Source organism: Streptomyces hainanensis (assembly GCF_004348415.1).
Classification (GTDB): domain Bacteria; phylum Actinomycetota; class Actinomycetes; order Streptomycetales; family Streptomycetaceae; genus Streptomyces; species Streptomyces hainanensis.
The window spans coordinates 1-16,915 of the sequence record NZ_SMKI01000128.1; the positions used below are offsets into that span (position 1 = coordinate 1).

At 76.5% G+C, this 16,915-nt stretch carries 13 protein-coding genes and 1 pseudogene; 11 read left to right on the plus strand and 3 right to left on the minus strand.

Translation table 11 applies throughout. The features are described 5' to 3' along the window. From E1283_RS38730 to E1283_RS14155, 3 genes are all read left to right on the plus strand, one after another. A partial coding sequence (locus tag E1283_RS38730) for a DUF5682 family protein (protein ID WP_425086169.1) occupies positions 1-4,139 on the plus strand: 4,139 nt, incomplete at its 5' end. Further along, a complete protein-coding gene (locus E1283_RS14150) occupies positions 4,136-6,004 on the plus strand; it encodes a hypothetical protein (RefSeq protein ID WP_132818373.1) in 1,869 nt (622 codons plus the stop codon). The genes E1283_RS38730 and E1283_RS14150, both read left to right, overlap by 4 nt. A gap of 143 nt (positions 6,005-6,147) precedes the next feature. Continuing rightward, on the plus strand, positions 6,148-7,122 hold the full coding sequence (locus tag E1283_RS14155; protein WP_132818374.1) for an aldo/keto reductase: 975 nt from the start codon (positions 6,148-6,150) through the stop codon (positions 7,120-7,122). Between the two features lie 46 nt (positions 7,123-7,168). On the opposite strand, the gene E1283_RS14160 is transcribed toward E1283_RS14155, so the two are convergent. Then, the gene (locus E1283_RS14160; RefSeq protein WP_132818375.1) at positions 7,169-7,849 is read right to left on the minus strand and encodes a lysophospholipid acyltransferase family protein; all 681 of its coding nucleotides are present in this window, start codon (positions 7,847-7,849) and stop codon (positions 7,169-7,171) included. Positions 7,850-8,151: 302 nt separating this feature from the next. On the opposite strand from E1283_RS14160, the gene E1283_RS14165 reads away from it, so the two are divergent. Next, positions 8,152-9,270, plus strand: coding sequence for a glycerophosphodiester phosphodiesterase (locus tag E1283_RS14165; protein WP_207930396.1), 1,119 nt, complete (start codon positions 8,152-8,154; stop codon positions 9,268-9,270). Between the two features lie 218 nt (positions 9,271-9,488). Next, a complete protein-coding gene (locus E1283_RS14170) occupies positions 9,489-9,989 on the plus strand; it encodes a GNAT family N-acetyltransferase (protein WP_132818377.1) in 501 nt (166 codons plus the stop codon). Positions 9,990-10,034: 45 nt separating this feature from the next. On the opposite strand, the gene E1283_RS14175 is transcribed toward E1283_RS14170, so the two are convergent. After that, positions 10,035-10,478 carry a hypothetical protein gene (locus E1283_RS14175; protein ID WP_243744835.1) on the minus strand — a complete coding sequence of 148 codons (444 nt, stop codon included), beginning with the start codon at positions 10,476-10,478 and terminating at the stop codon, positions 10,035-10,037. Then, the gene (locus E1283_RS14180; protein ID WP_132818378.1) at positions 10,471-10,845 is read right to left on the minus strand and encodes a hypothetical protein; all 375 of its coding nucleotides are present in this window, start codon (positions 10,843-10,845) and stop codon (positions 10,471-10,473) included. Before E1283_RS14180 ends, E1283_RS14175 begins: the two co-directional genes overlap by 8 nt. 409 nt (positions 10,846-11,254) lie before the next feature. Here E1283_RS14180 and E1283_RS14185 point away from each other — a divergent pair, with 409 nt between their 5' ends. From E1283_RS14185 to E1283_RS14210, 6 genes and pseudogenes are all read left to right on the plus strand, one after another. Further along, positions 11,255-12,298, plus strand: coding sequence for a methionine ABC transporter ATP-binding protein (locus E1283_RS14185; RefSeq protein ID WP_132818379.1), 1,044 nt, complete (start codon positions 11,255-11,257; stop codon positions 12,296-12,298). Then, entirely contained in the window at positions 12,298-12,969 is a 672-nt protein-coding gene (locus tag E1283_RS14190) for a methionine ABC transporter permease (protein WP_132818380.1), read from the plus strand. Before E1283_RS14185 ends, E1283_RS14190 begins: the two co-directional genes overlap by 1 nt. A gap of 107 nt (positions 12,970-13,076) precedes the next feature. Next, positions 13,077-13,937: a MetQ/NlpA family ABC transporter substrate-binding protein gene (locus E1283_RS14195; RefSeq protein ID WP_132818385.1), complete on the plus strand. Its 861-nt coding sequence runs from the start codon at positions 13,077-13,079 to the stop codon at positions 13,935-13,937. A gap of 134 nt (positions 13,938-14,071) precedes the next feature. Continuing rightward, positions 14,072-14,686 carry a GNAT family N-acetyltransferase gene (locus E1283_RS14200; RefSeq protein WP_132818381.1) on the plus strand — a complete coding sequence of 205 codons (615 nt, stop codon included), beginning with the start codon at positions 14,072-14,074 and terminating at the stop codon, positions 14,684-14,686. A gap of 47 nt (positions 14,687-14,733) precedes the next feature. After that, positions 14,734-15,972, plus strand: a complete 1,239-nt coding sequence (gene cbiE, locus E1283_RS14205) for a precorrin-6y C5,15-methyltransferase (decarboxylating) subunit CbiE (protein WP_132818382.1) — start codon at positions 14,734-14,736, stop codon at positions 15,970-15,972. A 156-nt stretch (positions 15,973-16,128) separates the two neighbouring features. Next, positions 16,129-16,915 (plus strand): annotated as a pseudogene (locus tag E1283_RS14210) (hypothetical protein); the annotation flags it as partial.

The window sequence follows — 16,915 nt, forward strand, 5'->3', positions numbered from 1 at the left end:
CCGCCGCCCCCGACCAGGGCGGAGGCGAGGCGGCCGCCGCCCTCCGGGAGCTCACCGACCCGGCCGGCCCCTTCCTGATCGGGGTGCGGCACCACGCCCCGTCCCTGGCCGCCGTCGTGCCCCGCCTGCTCGACGCGGCGGAGCCCGAGGTGCTGCTCGTCGAGCTGCCCGCCGAGCTGCGGGACTGGCTCGGCTGGCTCGCCCACGAGGACACCCGGGCGCCCGTGGCGCTGGCCGCCGTGCCGCCGGGGCCCGATCCCGGATCACCCGCCTTCTACCCGTTCGCCGACTTCTCGCCCGAGCTGGTCGCCCTGCGGTGGGCCGCGCGGCGCGGCGTCCCCGCCGTCGCGGCCGACCTGCCGTTGGCCGACCGCGCCTGGCTCGCCGACCGCCGTCCGGCCGGCACCCCTCGTGCCGGCCTTCGGCAGGCGCTCGGTGCCCGACTGACCGGCCGCGCGGGCGACGACCTGTGGGACCGCCTGGTCGAGGTCGCCGCCCCTGGCTCCACCCCGGAGGCGGTCCGCCGCGCCGCCCTGCTCACCGGCTGGGCCCTGCGCCGGGACGCGGCCCAGGGCGCCGGCGTGGACGCCGTCGACCTCGGCCGCGAGCGGTGGATGCGCGCCAGGATCACCGAGGCCGCCGCCGGCGGCCGCCGGGTCGCCGCGGTCGTCGGCGCCTTCCACACGCCCGCCCTCACCGCGGCCGCCCTCGCCGCCCCCGACGACGAGCCGGCACCCGCGGGCGCCGCCGAGCCGGGCGACGCCGCACCGTGGACGGTCTCCCTGATCCCCTACACCTACGCGCTGCTCGACGAGCGCTCCGGCTACCCGGCCGGCATCCGCGACCCCGAGTGGCAGCACCGGGTGCTCGCCGCCGCCGGCGATCCCGCCGCCCTGGAGGCCGCGCTGACCGCGACCGCCGTCCGCGTCTGCGCCCGGCTGCGCGAGGAGGACCACCCGGCGGGGCCGGCCGACGCCCGCGAGATCACCCGCCTCGCCACCGACCTGGCCAGGCTCCGCGGTCTCCCCGCCCCCGGCAGGGGCGAGTTGATCGAGGCGGTCGACACCGTCCTCGTCCAGGGCGAACCGCTGGGCCGGGGCCGCGCCGTCTCCCGGGCCCTCGAGTCGGTGCTGATCGGCCGGCGCGCCGGCCGTCCCGCGCCCGACGCCCCGCGCGGCGGCCTCGGCCCCGCCGTGGCGGCCGAGTGCGCCGACCTCGGCCTGCCGGGCCCGGACGACGTCTCGGCCAAGCCACGCGACCTGCGGCTCGACCCCCGGCGCTCCCCACGCGACCACCGCCGCGAGCTTCTGCTGCGCCGCCTCACCGTCTGCGGCATCCCGTACGCCGAGGAGCAGCGGGTCAGCGGCGCCGGCGGCGCCGACGCCGTCACCGCCCGGTGGACCGTCAGCTGGACGCCGGCCACCGCCGCCATGCTGACGGCCGCCTCGGCCCGCGGCGTGACGGCGGCCCAGGCGGCCGAGGGCACGCTGCGCGAGCGCCGGCGGGCCGAGCGGGCCGCGGGCGGCCCCACCGCCGCCCAGGTCGTCACCGGCCTCGACCTGGCCGCCGGCTGCGGCCTCGAACCGCTGGCCGGGGAACGGCTCACCGAGGCCGCCACGGTGCTGCCCGCCGCCGGCACCCTGCCCGAGCTGCTGGCCGCCCTCAGCCTGCTCGACCGGCTGCGCGGCGGCTTCCTCGACACCGCGCCGGTGAGCGGGACGCTGACCACCGCCGCCGTCCGCCAGGTCGCCGGCCTCACCGGCTCCGAGGACCCGGCGGACGCCCGCGCCCTCATCGAACTGGCCCATCGCGCCGACGCGTTCGGCTCCATCCGGCTCACCGCCGCGCTGCGCGCGCTCGCCACGGACGGCTCCCCCCTGATGCGGGGCGCCACCGGCGCGGTGTTGGTGCTGCTCGGCCACGAGGCGCCGGCGGCGCTGGGCCGGCGGGTGGCGTCCTGGGTGGACGCCGCGACCGACCCGGCCCGCCGCGCCGAGCTGACGGCCCGCCTCACCGGCCTGCTGGCCGCCGCCGGGCCCCTGCTGGAGTCGGCACCCGGCGCGCTCGCACCGCTGCTCGACCGCGTCGCCGAGCTGCCGGAACGGTCCTTCCTCGACCGACTGCCGGCCCTGCGCGGCGGCTTCGACACCCTCAGCCCCGCCGCCCGCGACCGGCTGCTCGCCGTGATCGAGGACCGGCTCGGAGACACGCTCGCCACCCTGCCCGACATCGACGCCCCCACGCTCGAACTCTGGACCCGCGCCGACCTGGCGGCCCGCGACACCCTGGCCGCCCTCGATCTCCTCCCCCCACCCGGCGCCCCGGACACGGCGCTTCCGCCACCGCGCACCGCGCCGGGCGGTGGCGACGCGACGGCCTCGCCGGCCGGGCGGGGCGTCGGCGCGACGGCCGACTTCGGGCCGGAGGCCCCCGGCGGCCCGCCGCCGGGCGGCCCGGAGCGGCGGGTTCCGGACCGCCGCGCCGAGCCGGCCGGTGCCGGCGTGTCCGCCGCGCCGGGCCTGGACGTTGGCGCGATAGCCGATCGCACGCCGGAAGGCCCCGGCGGCCAACTGCCTGGCGCCGCGGAGCCGCAGGTTCCAAGGGCTCGTGCCGAGTCGGCCGGTGCCGACGTGTCCGCCGCGCCGGCTCCCGGCGGCGACACGACTGTTGGTGTCCGGCCAAGCGGCCCCGCCGGCCCGGCGGATGGCCGGCCCGGCCCGGGCACGGCCGGTGGTCTGGAAGCGGGCGCCGGCTCTGCCGGCGCCGACGCGGGGTCGCCTGCCGGCGCGGGCACCGGCGCAGGCACGACGGCCGTGACCGGCGGTGCGGAGCCGCCGACCGCCGGTCCGCGCGCCGAGTCGGCTGGCGGCGGCGCGGCCGCCGCACCGGCCGGGCCCGTGCCGGGTGCCGCCGGCTCGGCCGGCGCATCCGGAGCCCCCGCCACCGCGGCGGTCTCGCCGCAGGGGGAGCCGCCGCCGGCGGATCCGGACGGGCGGCCCACGCCGTCGGTGGAGCGGCCGCAGGCGGCCGGTGGTCTCGCCGAAGGCGACCGCTGGCGGTTGGTGCTCGGGCGGCCGGGTGGGCGGCTCGCGGCGGGGGCCGTGCCGTTGGCCACCGCGCTCGACGAGCTCTACGGAGCCGGCCGCGGCGAGGGCGCCCGGGGCGACCTGCCCGGCGGCCGTGGCGGCGCCGGGCGCGAGACGCCGTATCCGAGCGTCCGCGAGTGGTCGGCGGAGCTGGCCGCGCTGTTCGGGCCCGGCATCCGCGAGGAGGTGCTGGCCGCCGCGGCGGCCGCCGGCCGCGGCGAGGCCGCGCTGGCGCTCGACCCCGACCGGGTCCGCCCCTCCGTCGAGTTGCTGCGCACCGTGCTGCGCCACGCCGGTGGCCTCCCCGAGGCCCGGCTGGCCCAACTCCGTCCCCTCGTCCGTCGCTTGGTCGCCGAGCTCACCCGCGCCCTGGCCACCAGGCTCCGTCCCGCCCTCACCGGTGCCGCCCTGCCCCGGCCGAGCCGTCGTCCCGGCGGCCCACTCGACCTCGGCAGGACCGTGCGCGCCAACCTGCCCACCGCGAGGCGGGGTCCGGACGGCGCGATCCAGGTCATCCCGGAGCGCCCCGTCTTCCGCACCCGCGCCCGCCGCACCGCCGACTGGCGGCTGATCATCGTCACGGACGTGTCCGGCTCGATGGAGTCGTCCACCATCTGGTCCGCGCTCACCGCCGCCGTGCTCGCCGGGGTCCCCACCCTCACCACCCACTTCCTGGCGTTCTCGACCGAGGTGGTCGATCTCTCGGGCCACGTCCAGGACCCGCTGTCGCTACTGCTGGAGGTGCGGGTCGGCGGCGGCACCCACATCGCCGCGGCGCTGCGGCACGCCCGCACGCTGGTCACGGCGCCGTCCCGCACCCTGGTCGTCGTCGTCAGCGACTTCGAGGAGGGCTATCCGCTCGGCGGCCTCCTCGCCGAGGTGCGCGGCCTGGCCGCCGCCGGCTGCCACGTGCTGGGCTGCGCCAGCCTGGACGACGCGGGTCGGCCCCGGTACAGCACCGGCGTCGCCGGACAGCTGGTGGCGGCCGGCATGCCCGTCGCGGCGCTCAGCCCGCTCGAACTCGCCCGCTGGGTAGGAGAGAAGATCCGGTGACCGACACCCAGGCCCTGCCCCCCGTGGCCCCGGAGGTGACCGCCCGGCTGGTGGCCGGGCTCAGCCCCCGGCTCCGCAAGCGCCTCGACGCCGCGACCGCCAAGCTGGCCGCCCGGCCGGTCAGCCGGGACGGCGACGTCTACCGGATCGCGCTGGACGACGAGACCACGCTCGAACTGCGGGCCACCGGCGGCAGCGTCACCGACGTCGACGCCATCCACTGCGGCTGCCTCCTCGCCCCCGGCTGCGTGCACCGACCGGCCGCGGCCGGCGCCGCGCCCGTCGCGGCGGAAGCCACCGGCCCGGAAGACCAGGCGACCGACGACCATCCCGCGCCCGAGCCTGCCGATCCCCGGGCCGCCCCACCGACCGAGGCGCCCGACGTCCCGGCGGCCACGCCCCAACAGCTGGCGGCGGCGGCCGGGTTGTGGGCCGCCGGCGCCGCCGCGCTGGAGGCCGGCGTGGACGGGGCGGGAGCCGTCGTCCAGGCCGAGCTGCTCGGGGCCGCGCATGTCGCCCGGCTGGCCGGGCTGCCGCGCCCCGCCGCGGCGGCCGTCGGCGTCGTCGGCCGGCTGCGCGCCGCCCGCGCCGCCGACCCGGCGTACCGGCTCGCCGACCTCGTCGAGGAGCTGCGCGAGCTGCTGTCGACGGCGCACGGCCTCGGCCGCGCCAGCGGCCCCCGGCTGGCCGAGCTGCGCGGCCTCGCCCGCCGCCCCTACCTGCCGGGCGGCTCGCTGCGGCTCTACGGCCTGTTCAGCGAGCCGGTGCTCGCCGCCAGCGGCCACGCCGGCGTCGTCACCTGGACGGCGGACACCGAGGGCCGGCTCTTCCGCGTCCCCGACGTGGCCCCCGGTGGCGCCGAGCGGGCGGCCGGCGCCGTCGAGCGCACCGTGCGCCTCGGCGACGCGGCCCTCACCCACCGCCGGCTGGCCCGCGCCGGCCTCGTCGTCTCTGGCGCCACCGTCTCGCCGGACGGCCGGCTCGGCGCCGGCGCCGCCGTGCGCGCCGTCCAGGCCGGCGGCGCCGGCTGGCACGAGCCGCCGCTCGACCGGTTCTGGGCCGAGCCGCCGCACCGCCAGGCCGCCCGGGCGCTGGCGGCCGCCGCGCTCCCCGAGGCGCGGCGCCCGCCCGGCTCCGACCTGCTGTTCCTCGACGTGACCTGCCGCCGTCCGCTCCGCGCCACGGGCGGCCACGTCCTGCTGGCCGACTGCGCGGGGGTGCCGGTCAGGCTCACCGTCGCCGACGAGGACCCGGCCCTCGCCCACCGGGACAACCTGCGGCTGCTCGCCGCCGCCCCGGGGCTGCGGCTCCGCGTCGTCGGCCGGCTGACCCCCGGACCGCGTCCCCAGCTGCGGCTGCTCGCCGTGGGCCGCCCGCCGGGCGACGAGGGCCCGGTGCTGCGGCTCCCCGACCCCGCCGGCCGCGTCGACCTGGGATACGACCGGCTGCAGCGCACCGACCTGCCCACGTCCGACGCCACCGCGCCCGGGCCGCCGGCGCTCGCCGACGACGAGGCGGTGCCGGCCCCGATCCACCTGCTGCGCCGCCGCGCCGACCGGGCCGTCGCGGCCGGCCGGCGCGCCCTGGCGCTGCCCGGCACCGCCGCCGACGACCTGCCGCGGCTGCGCCGCGCCGGGCTCGCCACCGGCGCCTGGCTGCTCGCCGAGCTGCACCGGGCGGCCGCCGACCGCGGCCGGGACGTGTTCGGTCGGTTGCTGCCCGCCGACGCGGACCGGTTCGCCCGCGCCTGGCTGGCCACCGCGTCGTACACGGAGTCCGTCGCCCACGCCCTGTGCGCCGCGGCCTGGGCGGCCGGCGCCGAGGAGGCCGCCCGGGAGGACGACGCCGCCGAGGTCACGCCCTGAGCCCACCGCTATCGTGAGACCCCCGCGTGCCCCGGCGGCCACACACCGGATCCGCGCGCCGGATCCGCGCGCCGGACCCGCACGCCGCCCGGATCCCGAGCCGGCGCCCCGGTGCCGGCCCCGTGCCCCGACCGAGAGGTGCCATGGCGTTCACCCGCTTCGACCCCGAGGCCACCGACACCGCCCGGATCGGCCTCGGCCTGGCCGCCGTGGGCCGCCCCGGCTACATCAACCTCGGCCGGGATCGCGACCTCCCCACGGACCGGGCCCCCGAGGCGCTGCGCGAGCGCAGCCACCGGCTGCTGGACGCGGCCCACGCGCACGGCGTGCGCTACCTGGACGCGGCCCGCTCCTACGGCCGGGCCGAGGAGTTCCTGGCCGGCTGGCTGGCGGCCCGCCCCGACGCCGCACCCGGCGTGGTGGTCGGCAGCAAGTGGGGCTACACGTACACCGCCGGCTGGCGCACCGACGCCGAGGTGCACGAGGTGAAGGACCACGGTCCCGCGACCTTCGACCGCCAGTACGCGGAGACCCGGGCGCTGCTCGGCGACCACCTGGACCTCTACCAGATCCACTCCGTGACCCCGGAGAGTCCCGCGCTCACCGACCCCGCGGTGCTCGACCGGCTGGCCGGGCTCGCCGCCGCCGGTGTGACCGTGGGCCTGTCCACCAGCGGTCCGGGGCAGGCCGAGGCGATCCGCGCCGCGCTGGAGGTCGAGGTGGACGGGCGGCCGTTGTTCGCCACCGTGCAGTCCACCTTCAACGTGCTGGAGACCTCGGCCGGGCCGGCCCTCGCGGCGGCCCACGCCGCCGGCCGCACGGTGATCGTCAAGGAGGCCATGGCCAACGGCCGGCTGGCCGGCGAGGCGGCGCCGGCCGCGGTGCGGCGGATCGCGGAGGCGGCCGGCACCGGCCCGGACGCGGTCGCGCTGGCCGCCGTGCTGCGTCAGCCCTGGGCCGGCGTCGTACTGTCCGGCGCGGCCACCGTGGACCAGCTCACCGGAAACCTCGCGGCCACCGGGATCGCTCTCGACGAGGCCGCGGCGGACGCCCTGGCCGGGCTCGCCGAGCCGCCCGCCGCGTACTGGCGGCACCGCTCGTCGCTGCCCTGGCAGTAGTGACGACGACGACGGCGGCGGCGCAGCCGCCGTCCGGCCACCGGCGTCAGGCCGCCTTCACCTTGGTGGCGTACATGTCGACGTACTCCTGCCCCGAGAGCCGCATGACCTCGGTCATCACCTCGTCGGTGACCGCCCGCAGCACGTACCGGTCGCGGTCCATGCCCTCGTAGCGGGAGAAGTCCAACGGCTGGCCGAAGCGCACGGCGATCCGCCGCCCCCGGCCGACACGCGGCAGCCCCTTGCCGCCCGGCTGCACCTGGTCGGTGCCGATCATGGCGAACGGCACCACCGGCACGTCCGTCATCAGGGTCAGCCGCGCGATCCCGGTGCGGCCCCGGTAGAGCCGGCCGTCGGGGGAGCGGGTGCCCTCCGGGTAGATGCCGAAGACCTTGCCCTCGTCGAGCACCCGGCGGCCGGTCATCAGGGCGGCCACTCCGCCATGCCCGCCGTCCCGGTCCACCGGGATCATCCCGACGGCCGTGAAGAACCAGGCCATCACCCGCCCCTTGAGGGACCGGCCCGTCACATAGGTCGCCTTGCCGATGAAGAAGACCTGTCGCCTGCTGACCAGGTTGAGGATGACCGAGTCGATGAACGTGAGATGATTGCCGGCCAAGATCACCGGCCCCTCGGTGGGTACGTTCTCCAATCCCTCGACCCGGGGCCGGAAGAAGAGCCGCAGCAACGGGCCGAACAGCGCCTTCATCAGGACGAATCGGGACAACTTCCCCTCCGGTTGTTCATGGTCATGCGCTCCGCCGCATGCGTACGGGACGATACTCGCGCTTCGCCTCGGTTCGCGCACCGGGTTCACACGACGGATACTCAGCTTTGATGTGCCTTCGTCAGCTGTTTCCTCGGAGGTCCCCGGCCGGACAACGCCGCGTCCCTAGCATCAGCCGCGACTCAGAGGGAGGCCCCATGGCAGCTCGGCAGGCGGCAGACGCGGCGCCGACAGGCGCGACGCACTCGACAGAAGCAACGATCTCGAACGGCCTCGGGCGGCGCGCCCTGCTCGGCGCGGCCATGGCGGCCGGCGCCGGCGGCGCCGCGGCGCTCACTACCGCCACCCCGGCGCACGCCCAGGGCGCGCGCCCCACGAGCGCGGCCGCCCGCGGGCGCGGCGGGCTCGGCGAACTCCCCACGCCCACCGTCGTCGCGCACCGCGGCGCCTCCGGCTACCGCCCGGAGCACACCCTGGGCTCCTACCAACTCGGCCTGGACATGGGCGCCGACATCGTGGAGCAGGACCTGGTGCCCACCAGGGACGGCCACCTGGTGTGCCGGCACGAGAACGACATCTCCGGCACCACCGACGTCGCCGACCACCCCGAGTTCGCCGACCGGCGTACCACCAAGACCGTGGACGGCCAGTCGCTCACCGGCTGGTTCACCGAGGACTTCACGCTCGCCGAGCTCAAGACGCTGCGGGCCACCGAGCGCATCCCGGACCAGCGCCGCAACAACACGCTCTACGACGGCCGGTGGACGATCCCCACCTTCGAGGAGGTGCTGCGCTGGGCCGACGAGCAGGGGCGGAAGCGCGACCGGCCGGTGTGGCTGTACACCGAGACCAAGCACCCCACCTACTTCCGCTCCCTCGGCCTCGGCCTCGAACAGCCGTTGGCCAGGCTGCTGCGCCGGTACGGCCGCGACCGGGCCAGCGCCCGGCTGCTGCTGCAGTCGTTCGAGCCGACCAGCATGCAGCGGATGGCCGAACTCGTCGACACGCCCCGGGTGGTGCTGCTCTCCAGCGCCGAATCCCGCCCCTGGGACCTCCAGCAGAAGGGCGACCCGCGGACCGTCGCCGACCTCGTCACCCCGTCCGGGCTGCGCGAGATCTCCCGCTACGCCCAGGGCATCGGCCCCACCCTCGACCTGGTCATCCCGCGCCGCTCCGACGGCAGCCTGGCCGAGCCGACCCGCCTGGTCTCCCAGGCCCACACCGCCGAACTGCTGGTGCACCCCTACACGCTGCGGAACGAGAACCGCTTCCTGCCCGCCGAGTACCGCCGCGGCGACGACCCCAACGCCTACGGCGACGTCTTCGGCGCGCTGCGCACCTACTTCCGCACCGGCATCGACGGCGTCTTCGCGGACCACCCCGACACGGCCCTGCTGGCCGCCGCCGACCACCGCGGCTGACCCCGTCCCGTCCGGGTGGCGGGCAATCATGGGGCCCGAGTCGGGAATCTCACAAGGTAGTTGGCTCCAGCACATTCCCTCCATCCTTGTTTCCCTAGCACAATGCTGACGGCGCGGGTCTTCGTGACCTGCGCCGTCAGGGCTATCGCCGGCCCGTTCGCGTGACCCTCACCCCCCGCCGGGCCGGCCGACACCTCGCTTGGGAGGCGTACGCACACATGGGCATGAGCGTGTTGATCGAAGCGGCGAACGACCGGGACGCCGAGCAGATCCTCAAACTGCAGTACCTCTGCTTCCAGGGCGAAGCCGAGCTGTCCGGGGACTACACCATCGCCCCGCTCACCGAGACGCTGGCCGAGGTGCGCGCCGAGGTACGGGACACCTGCGTGCTGGTGGCCAGGCTCGGCCAGGAGGTCGTGGGCTCGGTGCGCGGCACCGTCGACCCGGACGGGACCGCGCACATCGGTCGCCTCATCGTGCACCCCAGGATGCAGCGGCACGGCCTGGGCGGCCGGCTGCTCGCCGCCGTCGAGGGGCGGCTGGCCGCCGAGCGCGACGCCGCCAGGTACCGGCTGTTCGCCGGCCAGCGCCTGCCGGGCAACCTGCGCCTCTACCGCAGGCTCGGCTACGCCCCGGTCGCGACCGAGGAGGTCTCGCGACACCTCAGCCTGATCACCCTGGAGAAGGAGGTCCCGACCTCCCTGGCCGCCACGGCCTGACAGGCCCGGGCCCACGCGACGAACCGGCCGGAACCGCCCCCGCGGCTACTCCCGGGCGGCGCCCGCCGGCCCGGCCGGCCTCGCGCCGCGCAGCCACAGCAGCCCGGTCACCGGCAGGATCAGCGGCAGCAGCAGATAGCCGAGGCCGTAGTCCGACCACACCGTGGCGTCGGGGAACGCCGCCGAGTCGACCAGCGTCCACGTGCCCACCACCAGCACGCCGGTCAGCTCCGCCGCGCAGCACACCAGCGCCACCCGCCGGGCCGTCTCCCCGCCGCGCACCAACGACACCGTGATGAACGCGTACACCAGCGCCGCCAGCGCCGACAGCAGATAGGCCAGCGGCGCCTCGTCGAAGCGCGTGGACAGCTGGTACACCGAGCGCGAGGCCGCCGCCACCGTGAACACCCCGTAGAGCGTCACCAGCAACCGCCCGGGACCGCGGCTCAGATCCGGCCGCCCGCCCACGCCGACACCACGCTCAGCCACCGACGCCTCCCGCCCACACGTCCGCGAGACGCAGCTCCAGCACCGCGAGCACCAACGCCCCGGCCGACACCGTCGCGGACCCCCACCGGCTGCGCTCGCCGAGCGAGACGATCGCCACCACCGGCAGGCAGAGCACCACCATCACCAGGTACGAGACGAAGACCGCCGTCCCGTCCCCGGCCGGTCGCTCCCCGCCGCCCAGCGCCACCAGACCCACCACCAGCTGGGCCAGCGTGAGCAGCAGCACCGCGGCCATCCCCGCGTAGTGCCAGTCCTTCACCGGCTGGTCCCGGAACGCCGCGTACCCGCACCACGCGGCCTGCAGCAGCGCGGCCACGGCGACCACGACCGTCAGCGGGGTAAGCATGGCGCCGACTCTACGGGTGACCCCGAAACCGCCGGTCGCCGGGGCCCGGCACGCTCCCGCCCCGGCGCCGACGTGGCGTTGGCCACAGCGCCAGGGCACTCCCCGTAACCCGGACGGAACGTCTGATTTACTGGAGCACATGACCGCGACGAGCAACCGTCCCCCGACGACCGAGGCAGTGTCGATGCCCGGTGCTCGTTGTCCGCGTCACGCGCGTTGTCACACGCGCTGTCGAATGTGTCGCCGCTGAGGGCCCCCACCTGAGCCGCCCCGCGCCCCGAAGCGACCGCGCTCACGCCGCCTGACGGCACCCCGCTCGACGCTCGCCCCGGCCTGCCTGCGCCGGGCCATGCCCGCGCCCGGTCGCGCCCCGCCGCGTGCCCCGGCGCCCGACAGTGACGGAATCGCATTGATCACGACTTCGGACCTGACCAAGGTCTACCGCTCACGCGGCCGCGAGGTCACCGCCCTCGACGGCGTCGACCTGCACGTACGACCCGGCGAGGTCTACGGCGTCATCGGCCGCAGCGGCGCGGGCAAGTCCACCCTCATCCGCTGCCTCAACCTGCTGGAGCGCCCCACGTCGGGCACCGTGACCGTGGACGGGCAGGACCTCACCGCGCTCGCCGGCCGCCGCGCCCACCGCGCCGGCCGGCCGCTGCGCGAGGCGCGCACCCGGATCGGCATGATCTTCCAGCACTTCAACCTGCTGTCCTCCCGCACCGTGCAGGGCAACGTCGAGCTGCCCCTGGAGATCCTCCGCCTCACCCGCCGCGAACGCGCCGCCAAGGCCCTGGAACTCCTCGACCTCGTCGGCCTCGCCGACAAGGCCCGGGCCTACCCGGCCCAGCTCTCCGGCGGCCAGAAGCAGCGCGTCGGCATCGCCAGGGCACTGGCCGGCGACCCCAAGGTGCTGCTCTCCGACGAGGCCACCTCGGCCCTCGACCCCGAGACCACCCGTTCCGTGCTCAAGCTGCTGCGCGACCTCAACCAGCAGCTCGGCCTCACCGTCCTGCTGATCACCCACGAGATGGACGTGGTCAAGGCCGTCTGCGACTCCGCCGCCCTGATGGAGGCCGGCCGCGTCGTCGAGTCGGGCGTGGTCTCCGAACTGCTCGCCACCCCCGGGTCCCGCCTGGCCCACGAACTGTTCCCGGTCGGCGGCGCCCTCGCCGACGACGACCGGACCGTCGTCGACATCACCTTCCACGGCGCGACCGCGGGCCAGCCCGTCATCTCCCAGCTCGCCCGCGGCCACGGCCTCGACGTCTCCATCCTCGGCGCCGCCATGGACACCGTCGGCGGCCGCCAGGTCGGCCGGATGCGGATCGAGCTGCCGGGACCCGTCGCCGCCAACGCCGCCCCGCTCGCCTTCCTGCGCGAGCAGGGCCTCACCGTCGAGCTCCCCGGAGCCACCGCGCCCGCCGTCGAACTCACCGGAGAGGGTGCCTGATGACCTGGGACCAGATGCGGCCCCTGCTGGAGCAGGGCACGATCGACACCCTCTACATGACCGGCTGGTCCACGCTGATCGCCGTGCTCGGCGGCCTGCCGCTCGGCGTGCTGCTCGTCCTCACCGACCGCGGCGGGCCGCTGCGGAACGCCGTGCTCAACAAGGCCATCGGCGTCGTCGTGAACGTCGGCCGCTCGCTGCCGTTCATCATCCTGATGGTCGCCCTGATCCCCGTCACCCGCGCCGTCGTCGGCACCGCCATCGGCCCGACGGCGGCCATCGTGCCGCTCGCCATCGGCGCCATCCCGTTCTTCGCCCGGCTCGTCGAGACCGCCGTGCGCGAGGTCGACCACGGCCTGGTCGAGGCCGCCCACGCCATGGGCGGCGGCACCTGGACCGTCGTCCTCAAGGTGCTGCTCCCGCAGTCCCTGCCCTCCCTGGTCGCCGGCCTGACCACCACCGTGATCGCCGTCATCGGCTACTCGGCGATGGCCGGCGCCGTCGGCGGCGGGGGGCTCGGCTCGCTCGCCCTCGTCTACGGCTACCAGCGCTTCGAGACCGGCTTCACGCTCGTCACGGTCGCCGTCCTCGTCGCCGTCGTGACGGCGGTCCAACTGCTCGGCGACGGTGCCGTGCGGCTCCTCTCCCGCCGCGAACGAGCCTCCACCTGAGCACGACCGCCCGCCGGGCGGTCGCGCACACCGCACCACCCGTATCACCCGCACCACCCGCACCACCCGTAACAACAAGAAGAGAGGCACTTTTCGTGCGTACCCGTATCGGAAGCCCCGTCAGAACCGGCATCGTCCTCGCGGCCACCACCGCCCTCGCGCTCGGCCTCGCCGCCTGCGGCACCGACTCCGACCCGGACAGCGGCGACGACGCGGGACAGGCCGACGCCAACGCCCCGCTCACCGTCGCCGCCAGCCCCCTCCCGCACGCCCAGATCCTGGAGTTCGTCCGGGACAACCTCGCCGAGGACGCCGGCCTCGACCTCGAGGTCCAGGAGTTCAGCGACTACGTGCTGCCCAACACCGCCGTGCAGAGCGGCGAGGTGGACGCTAACTTCTTCCAGCACAAGCCCTACCTCGACCAGTTCAACGCCGACCAGGGCACCGACATCGTCCCGGTGGTCAACGTCCACCTGGAGCCGCTCGGCCTCTACTCCGACTCGGTCACCAGCCTCGACGAGCTCGGCTCCGGCTCCACCGTGGCCGTCCCCAACGACGCCACCAACGAGGGGCGCGCCCTCAACCTGCTCGCCGAGAACGGCCTGATCGAGCTCAACGAGGGCGTCGGCGCCGAGGCCACCCTCAACGACATCGCCGACGACCGCGGCATCACCTTCCAGGAGTTGGAGGCCGCCACCCTGCCGCGCGCCCTGCAGGACGTCGACGCCGCCGTCATCAACGGCAACTACGCGCTGGAGGCCGACCTCGCCCCCGCCGAGGACGCCCTCGTCCTGGAGTCGGCGGACGGCAACCCCTACGCCAACTTCCTGGCGGTCAAGGCCGGCAACGAGGACGACCCCCGCGTCCAGACCCTCGCCGAACTCCTGAACTCCGACGAGGTCAGGCAGTTCATCGAGAGCGAGTACGACGGGTCGATCGTCCCCGCCTTCGGCACCCCGGCCTCCTGACCCACCGGGTCGGGCCACCGCCCGCCCCGGCCGGCCGCACACCCGGGCCCCGGCACCCAGCCGGGGCCCGCCGCTGTCTCCCGACCCGGTGATACTGCATGCTGTCCCCTCTGACCCCAGGCATGGAGCGGCCCATGACATCCACCTTCCCCGACGTCTCCATCAGTACCGACCGGCTGGTGCTGCGCCCGTTCGAGGAGGCGGACATCCCCGCGCTCGCCGACATGATGAACGACGAGCTGACCGCCGCCTGGACCTCCGTCCCCATCCCCTACACCCCCGGCGACGCCCACCGGTGGATCACCCGCAGCGCCCCCATGGAGCGCACCTCGGGTCGGGGCATCGTGCTGGCCGTCGACGAACTGCTCACCCACCGGCTCGTCGGCTCCCTCCACCTCAAGAACACCAACTGGCACACCCTGACCAGCGAGATCGGCTACGTCATCGCCCCCTGGGCACGTGGTGAGGGCTACGCCGCCGAGTCCGTGCTGGCCGTCGCCCAGTGGCTGTTCCGCGACCAGAAGTTCGAACGCCTCGAACTCCGCACCGCGGCCGGCAACACCGCCTCCCAGCAGGTCGCGCAGAAGATCGGCAGCCTCAGCGAGGGGGTGCTGCGCAACGCGCTGATAGTGCGATCCCGTACCGAGGACGGCGGTTGGACCGACATCCGCACCGACCTCATCGTCTGGGGACTGCTCCCCGAGGACCTGGAGGACGCGCACGGTCACGGCCCGGTCGGCGCGCGGTAGGCTCAGCGCGTCCTTCACCTGCGAACCAGTCCAGGAGCTCGCCGAGCATGGCCGACCGCGTCACCGTGATCGGATGGGACGGCTCCCCGCTCGCCCCGGCCGCCCGGGCCGCCCTCCAGGCGGCCACCCTGGTGGCCGGCGCCCCCCGGCACCTCGCCCTGCCCGAAGTCCCGGCCCGGGCCGAGCGCGTCACGCTCGGCAGCCTCACCCTCGCCGCCCGCCGCATCGCCGCGCACCGGGGTTCCGCGGTCGTCATGGCGGACGGCGATCCCGGCTTCTTCGGCGTCGTGCGGGCACTCAGGGGCCCCGAGCACGGCCTGGAGGTCGAGGTCGTCCCCGCCGTCTCCGCGGTGGCCGCCGCCTTCGCCAGGGCCGGCATGCCCTGGGACGACGCCAGGGTGGTCGTGGCCACCCCGCGCACCCTGCGCCGGGCCGTCAACGTCTGCCGCGCCCACCCCAAGGTCGCCGTGCTCACCGCGCCCGGCGCCGGCCCGGCCGAGATCGCCCTGCTCCTCGGCCGGACCCACCGCACCTTCGTGATCTGCGAGTCCCTCGGCACCGACCGGGAGCAGGTCTCCGTCCTCACCTCCGACACCGTCAGCCAGCGCCGCTGGACCGACCCCAACGTGGTGATCGTGATAGGCGGGGGTGGCACCACCCGGGAGAGCGGCGCCGGTTGGCTCGCCGGCCTCGACCCGGGCGTGGCCACCCAACCCAGGGGCTGGGCCCTCGACCCCGCCGACTACGGCCAGCCGGCCCCCGGGCCGCCGGAGGCCGGGCCCGGCCGTAGTCCGCGACTGCGCGCCCTCGAACTGGCCGCGCTCGGCCCGCGGGTCGGCGACCTGCTGTGGGACGTCGGCGCCGGCGGCGGGCTCGCCGCCATCGACGCCGCCCGGCTCGGCTCCGCCGTGATCGCCGTCGACCGCGACGCCCAGGCGTGCGCCCTGGCCGAGGCGACCGCCCGTCGGTTCGGTGTGCAGCTGCACATCGTCCACGGCGTCGCGCCACAGATCCTCGAAGACCTGCCGGAACCCGACATCATCCGCGTCGGCGGCGGCGGTCCCCGGACCCTCGTCGCCTGTGCCGACCGCCGGCCGCAGCGCATCGTCACCCACGCCCTGACCCGCGATCAGGCCGAGGCGGCCGGGCGGGTGTTGACCGGAGCCGGCTACGAGGTCGAGTGCACGCTGCTCCAGTCCATCGAACTGGAGCCCGACCACTGGACGGAGAGCGGCCGGACCGTCGCCTTCCTGCTCGCCGGCCGCAGGGCGCCCACCCCCCGGTGACAAACCGGGACCTTCCGGGGCCAGCCGACCACCCACGGGCCGGGGCCCGCCGCATGCCGGGTAGTCTGGTGGATCGTTGTGCCGTCGACCGGACTTGATGATTCGTCCGTCATGTCCGGGATGGGAAGGAGCGCGTGCGATGGGCGAGGTGGACGCGTGACGGACACCGGCCGGACCCCGGAGGGGGGACCGCGGGAGCAGGCGCCGCCGGCGGCCCCGGTGGCCGCGGCTCCCTATCCCTTCCCAGGCCAGCCCGACGAAGCGATGGACATGGAAGGCGACGAGGAGGAGCTGCTGATGCCGGGTGGGAACGGCGCCTGGGGTGACGCGTTCGTCGCGCCGCCGCAGGCCATCACGCCCCCCGTCGCGGTGCGGCCGCTCGCCGACCGCGCGTCCGCGCCGGCGCAGCCGGTGGCGCCGGCCGAGGGAGCGGCGCCCGCCGCGCCGCTCGACGGCGTCGTCCCGGTCAGCGCGCCCGGCGTGGTGCCGGCCCAACCCGGCGCCTGGCAGTCGCCGTCGGCGTCGCCCGAGCCGGCACCCGAGCCGACTCCGATCCCGGCCCCGAGCGCTCCCGCGGTCGCCGCCGCCGCGGCTGCCCCGGCTCCGATTCCGCAGCCGCAGCCGCAGCCGCAGCCGCAGCCGGCCGCCGAGGCGCCCGTCCCCGTCGTGGAACCACTGCCCGCCGCCCCGGTGGCCGCGCGGCCGGCGGCCCATGTCGTGCCGCCGGCCCCCGAGGTCGTCGAGGCGCCCCCCGTGGCCGCCGCCGCTCCGCCGGAGCCGGTGGCGCCCGAGGCCCAGCCGGCCGCCGAGCCCGCGGCGCGGGTCGCCCCGGCACCGGTCGAGCAACCGGCCGTCGCGGAGCCGTCCCCCGAAGCGGAACCGGAGGTTGCCGCACCGCCGCCCGCGCCGGCGGCCACGCCCGAGACCCCGGCCGCCGCGACGC

What these genes read in the sequence shown, in the direction of transcription:
- E1283_RS14200 (WP_132818381.1), top strand. Translation starts at nt 14,072, where the DNA reads ATGACATCCACCTTCCCCGACGTCTCCATCAGTACCGACCGGCTGGTG.
- E1283_RS14180 (WP_132818378.1), bottom strand. Translation starts at nt 10,845, where the DNA reads ATGCTTACCCCGCTGACGGTCGTGGTCGCCGTGGCCGCGCTGCTGCAG.
- E1283_RS14170 (WP_132818377.1), top strand. Translation starts at nt 9,489, where the DNA reads ATGGGCATGAGCGTGTTGATCGAAGCGGCGAACGACCGGGACGCCGAG.
- E1283_RS14155 (WP_132818374.1), top strand. Translation starts at nt 6,148, where the DNA reads ATGGCGTTCACCCGCTTCGACCCCGAGGCCACCGACACCGCCCGGATC.
- cbiE (WP_132818382.1), top strand. Translation starts at nt 14,734, where the DNA reads ATGGCCGACCGCGTCACCGTGATCGGATGGGACGGCTCCCCGCTCGCC.
- E1283_RS14190 (WP_132818380.1), top strand. Translation starts at nt 12,298, where the DNA reads ATGACCTGGGACCAGATGCGGCCCCTGCTGGAGCAGGGCACGATCGAC.
- E1283_RS14165 (WP_207930396.1), top strand. Translation starts at nt 8,152, where the DNA reads ATGGCGGCCGGCGCCGGCGGCGCCGCGGCGCTCACTACCGCCACCCCG.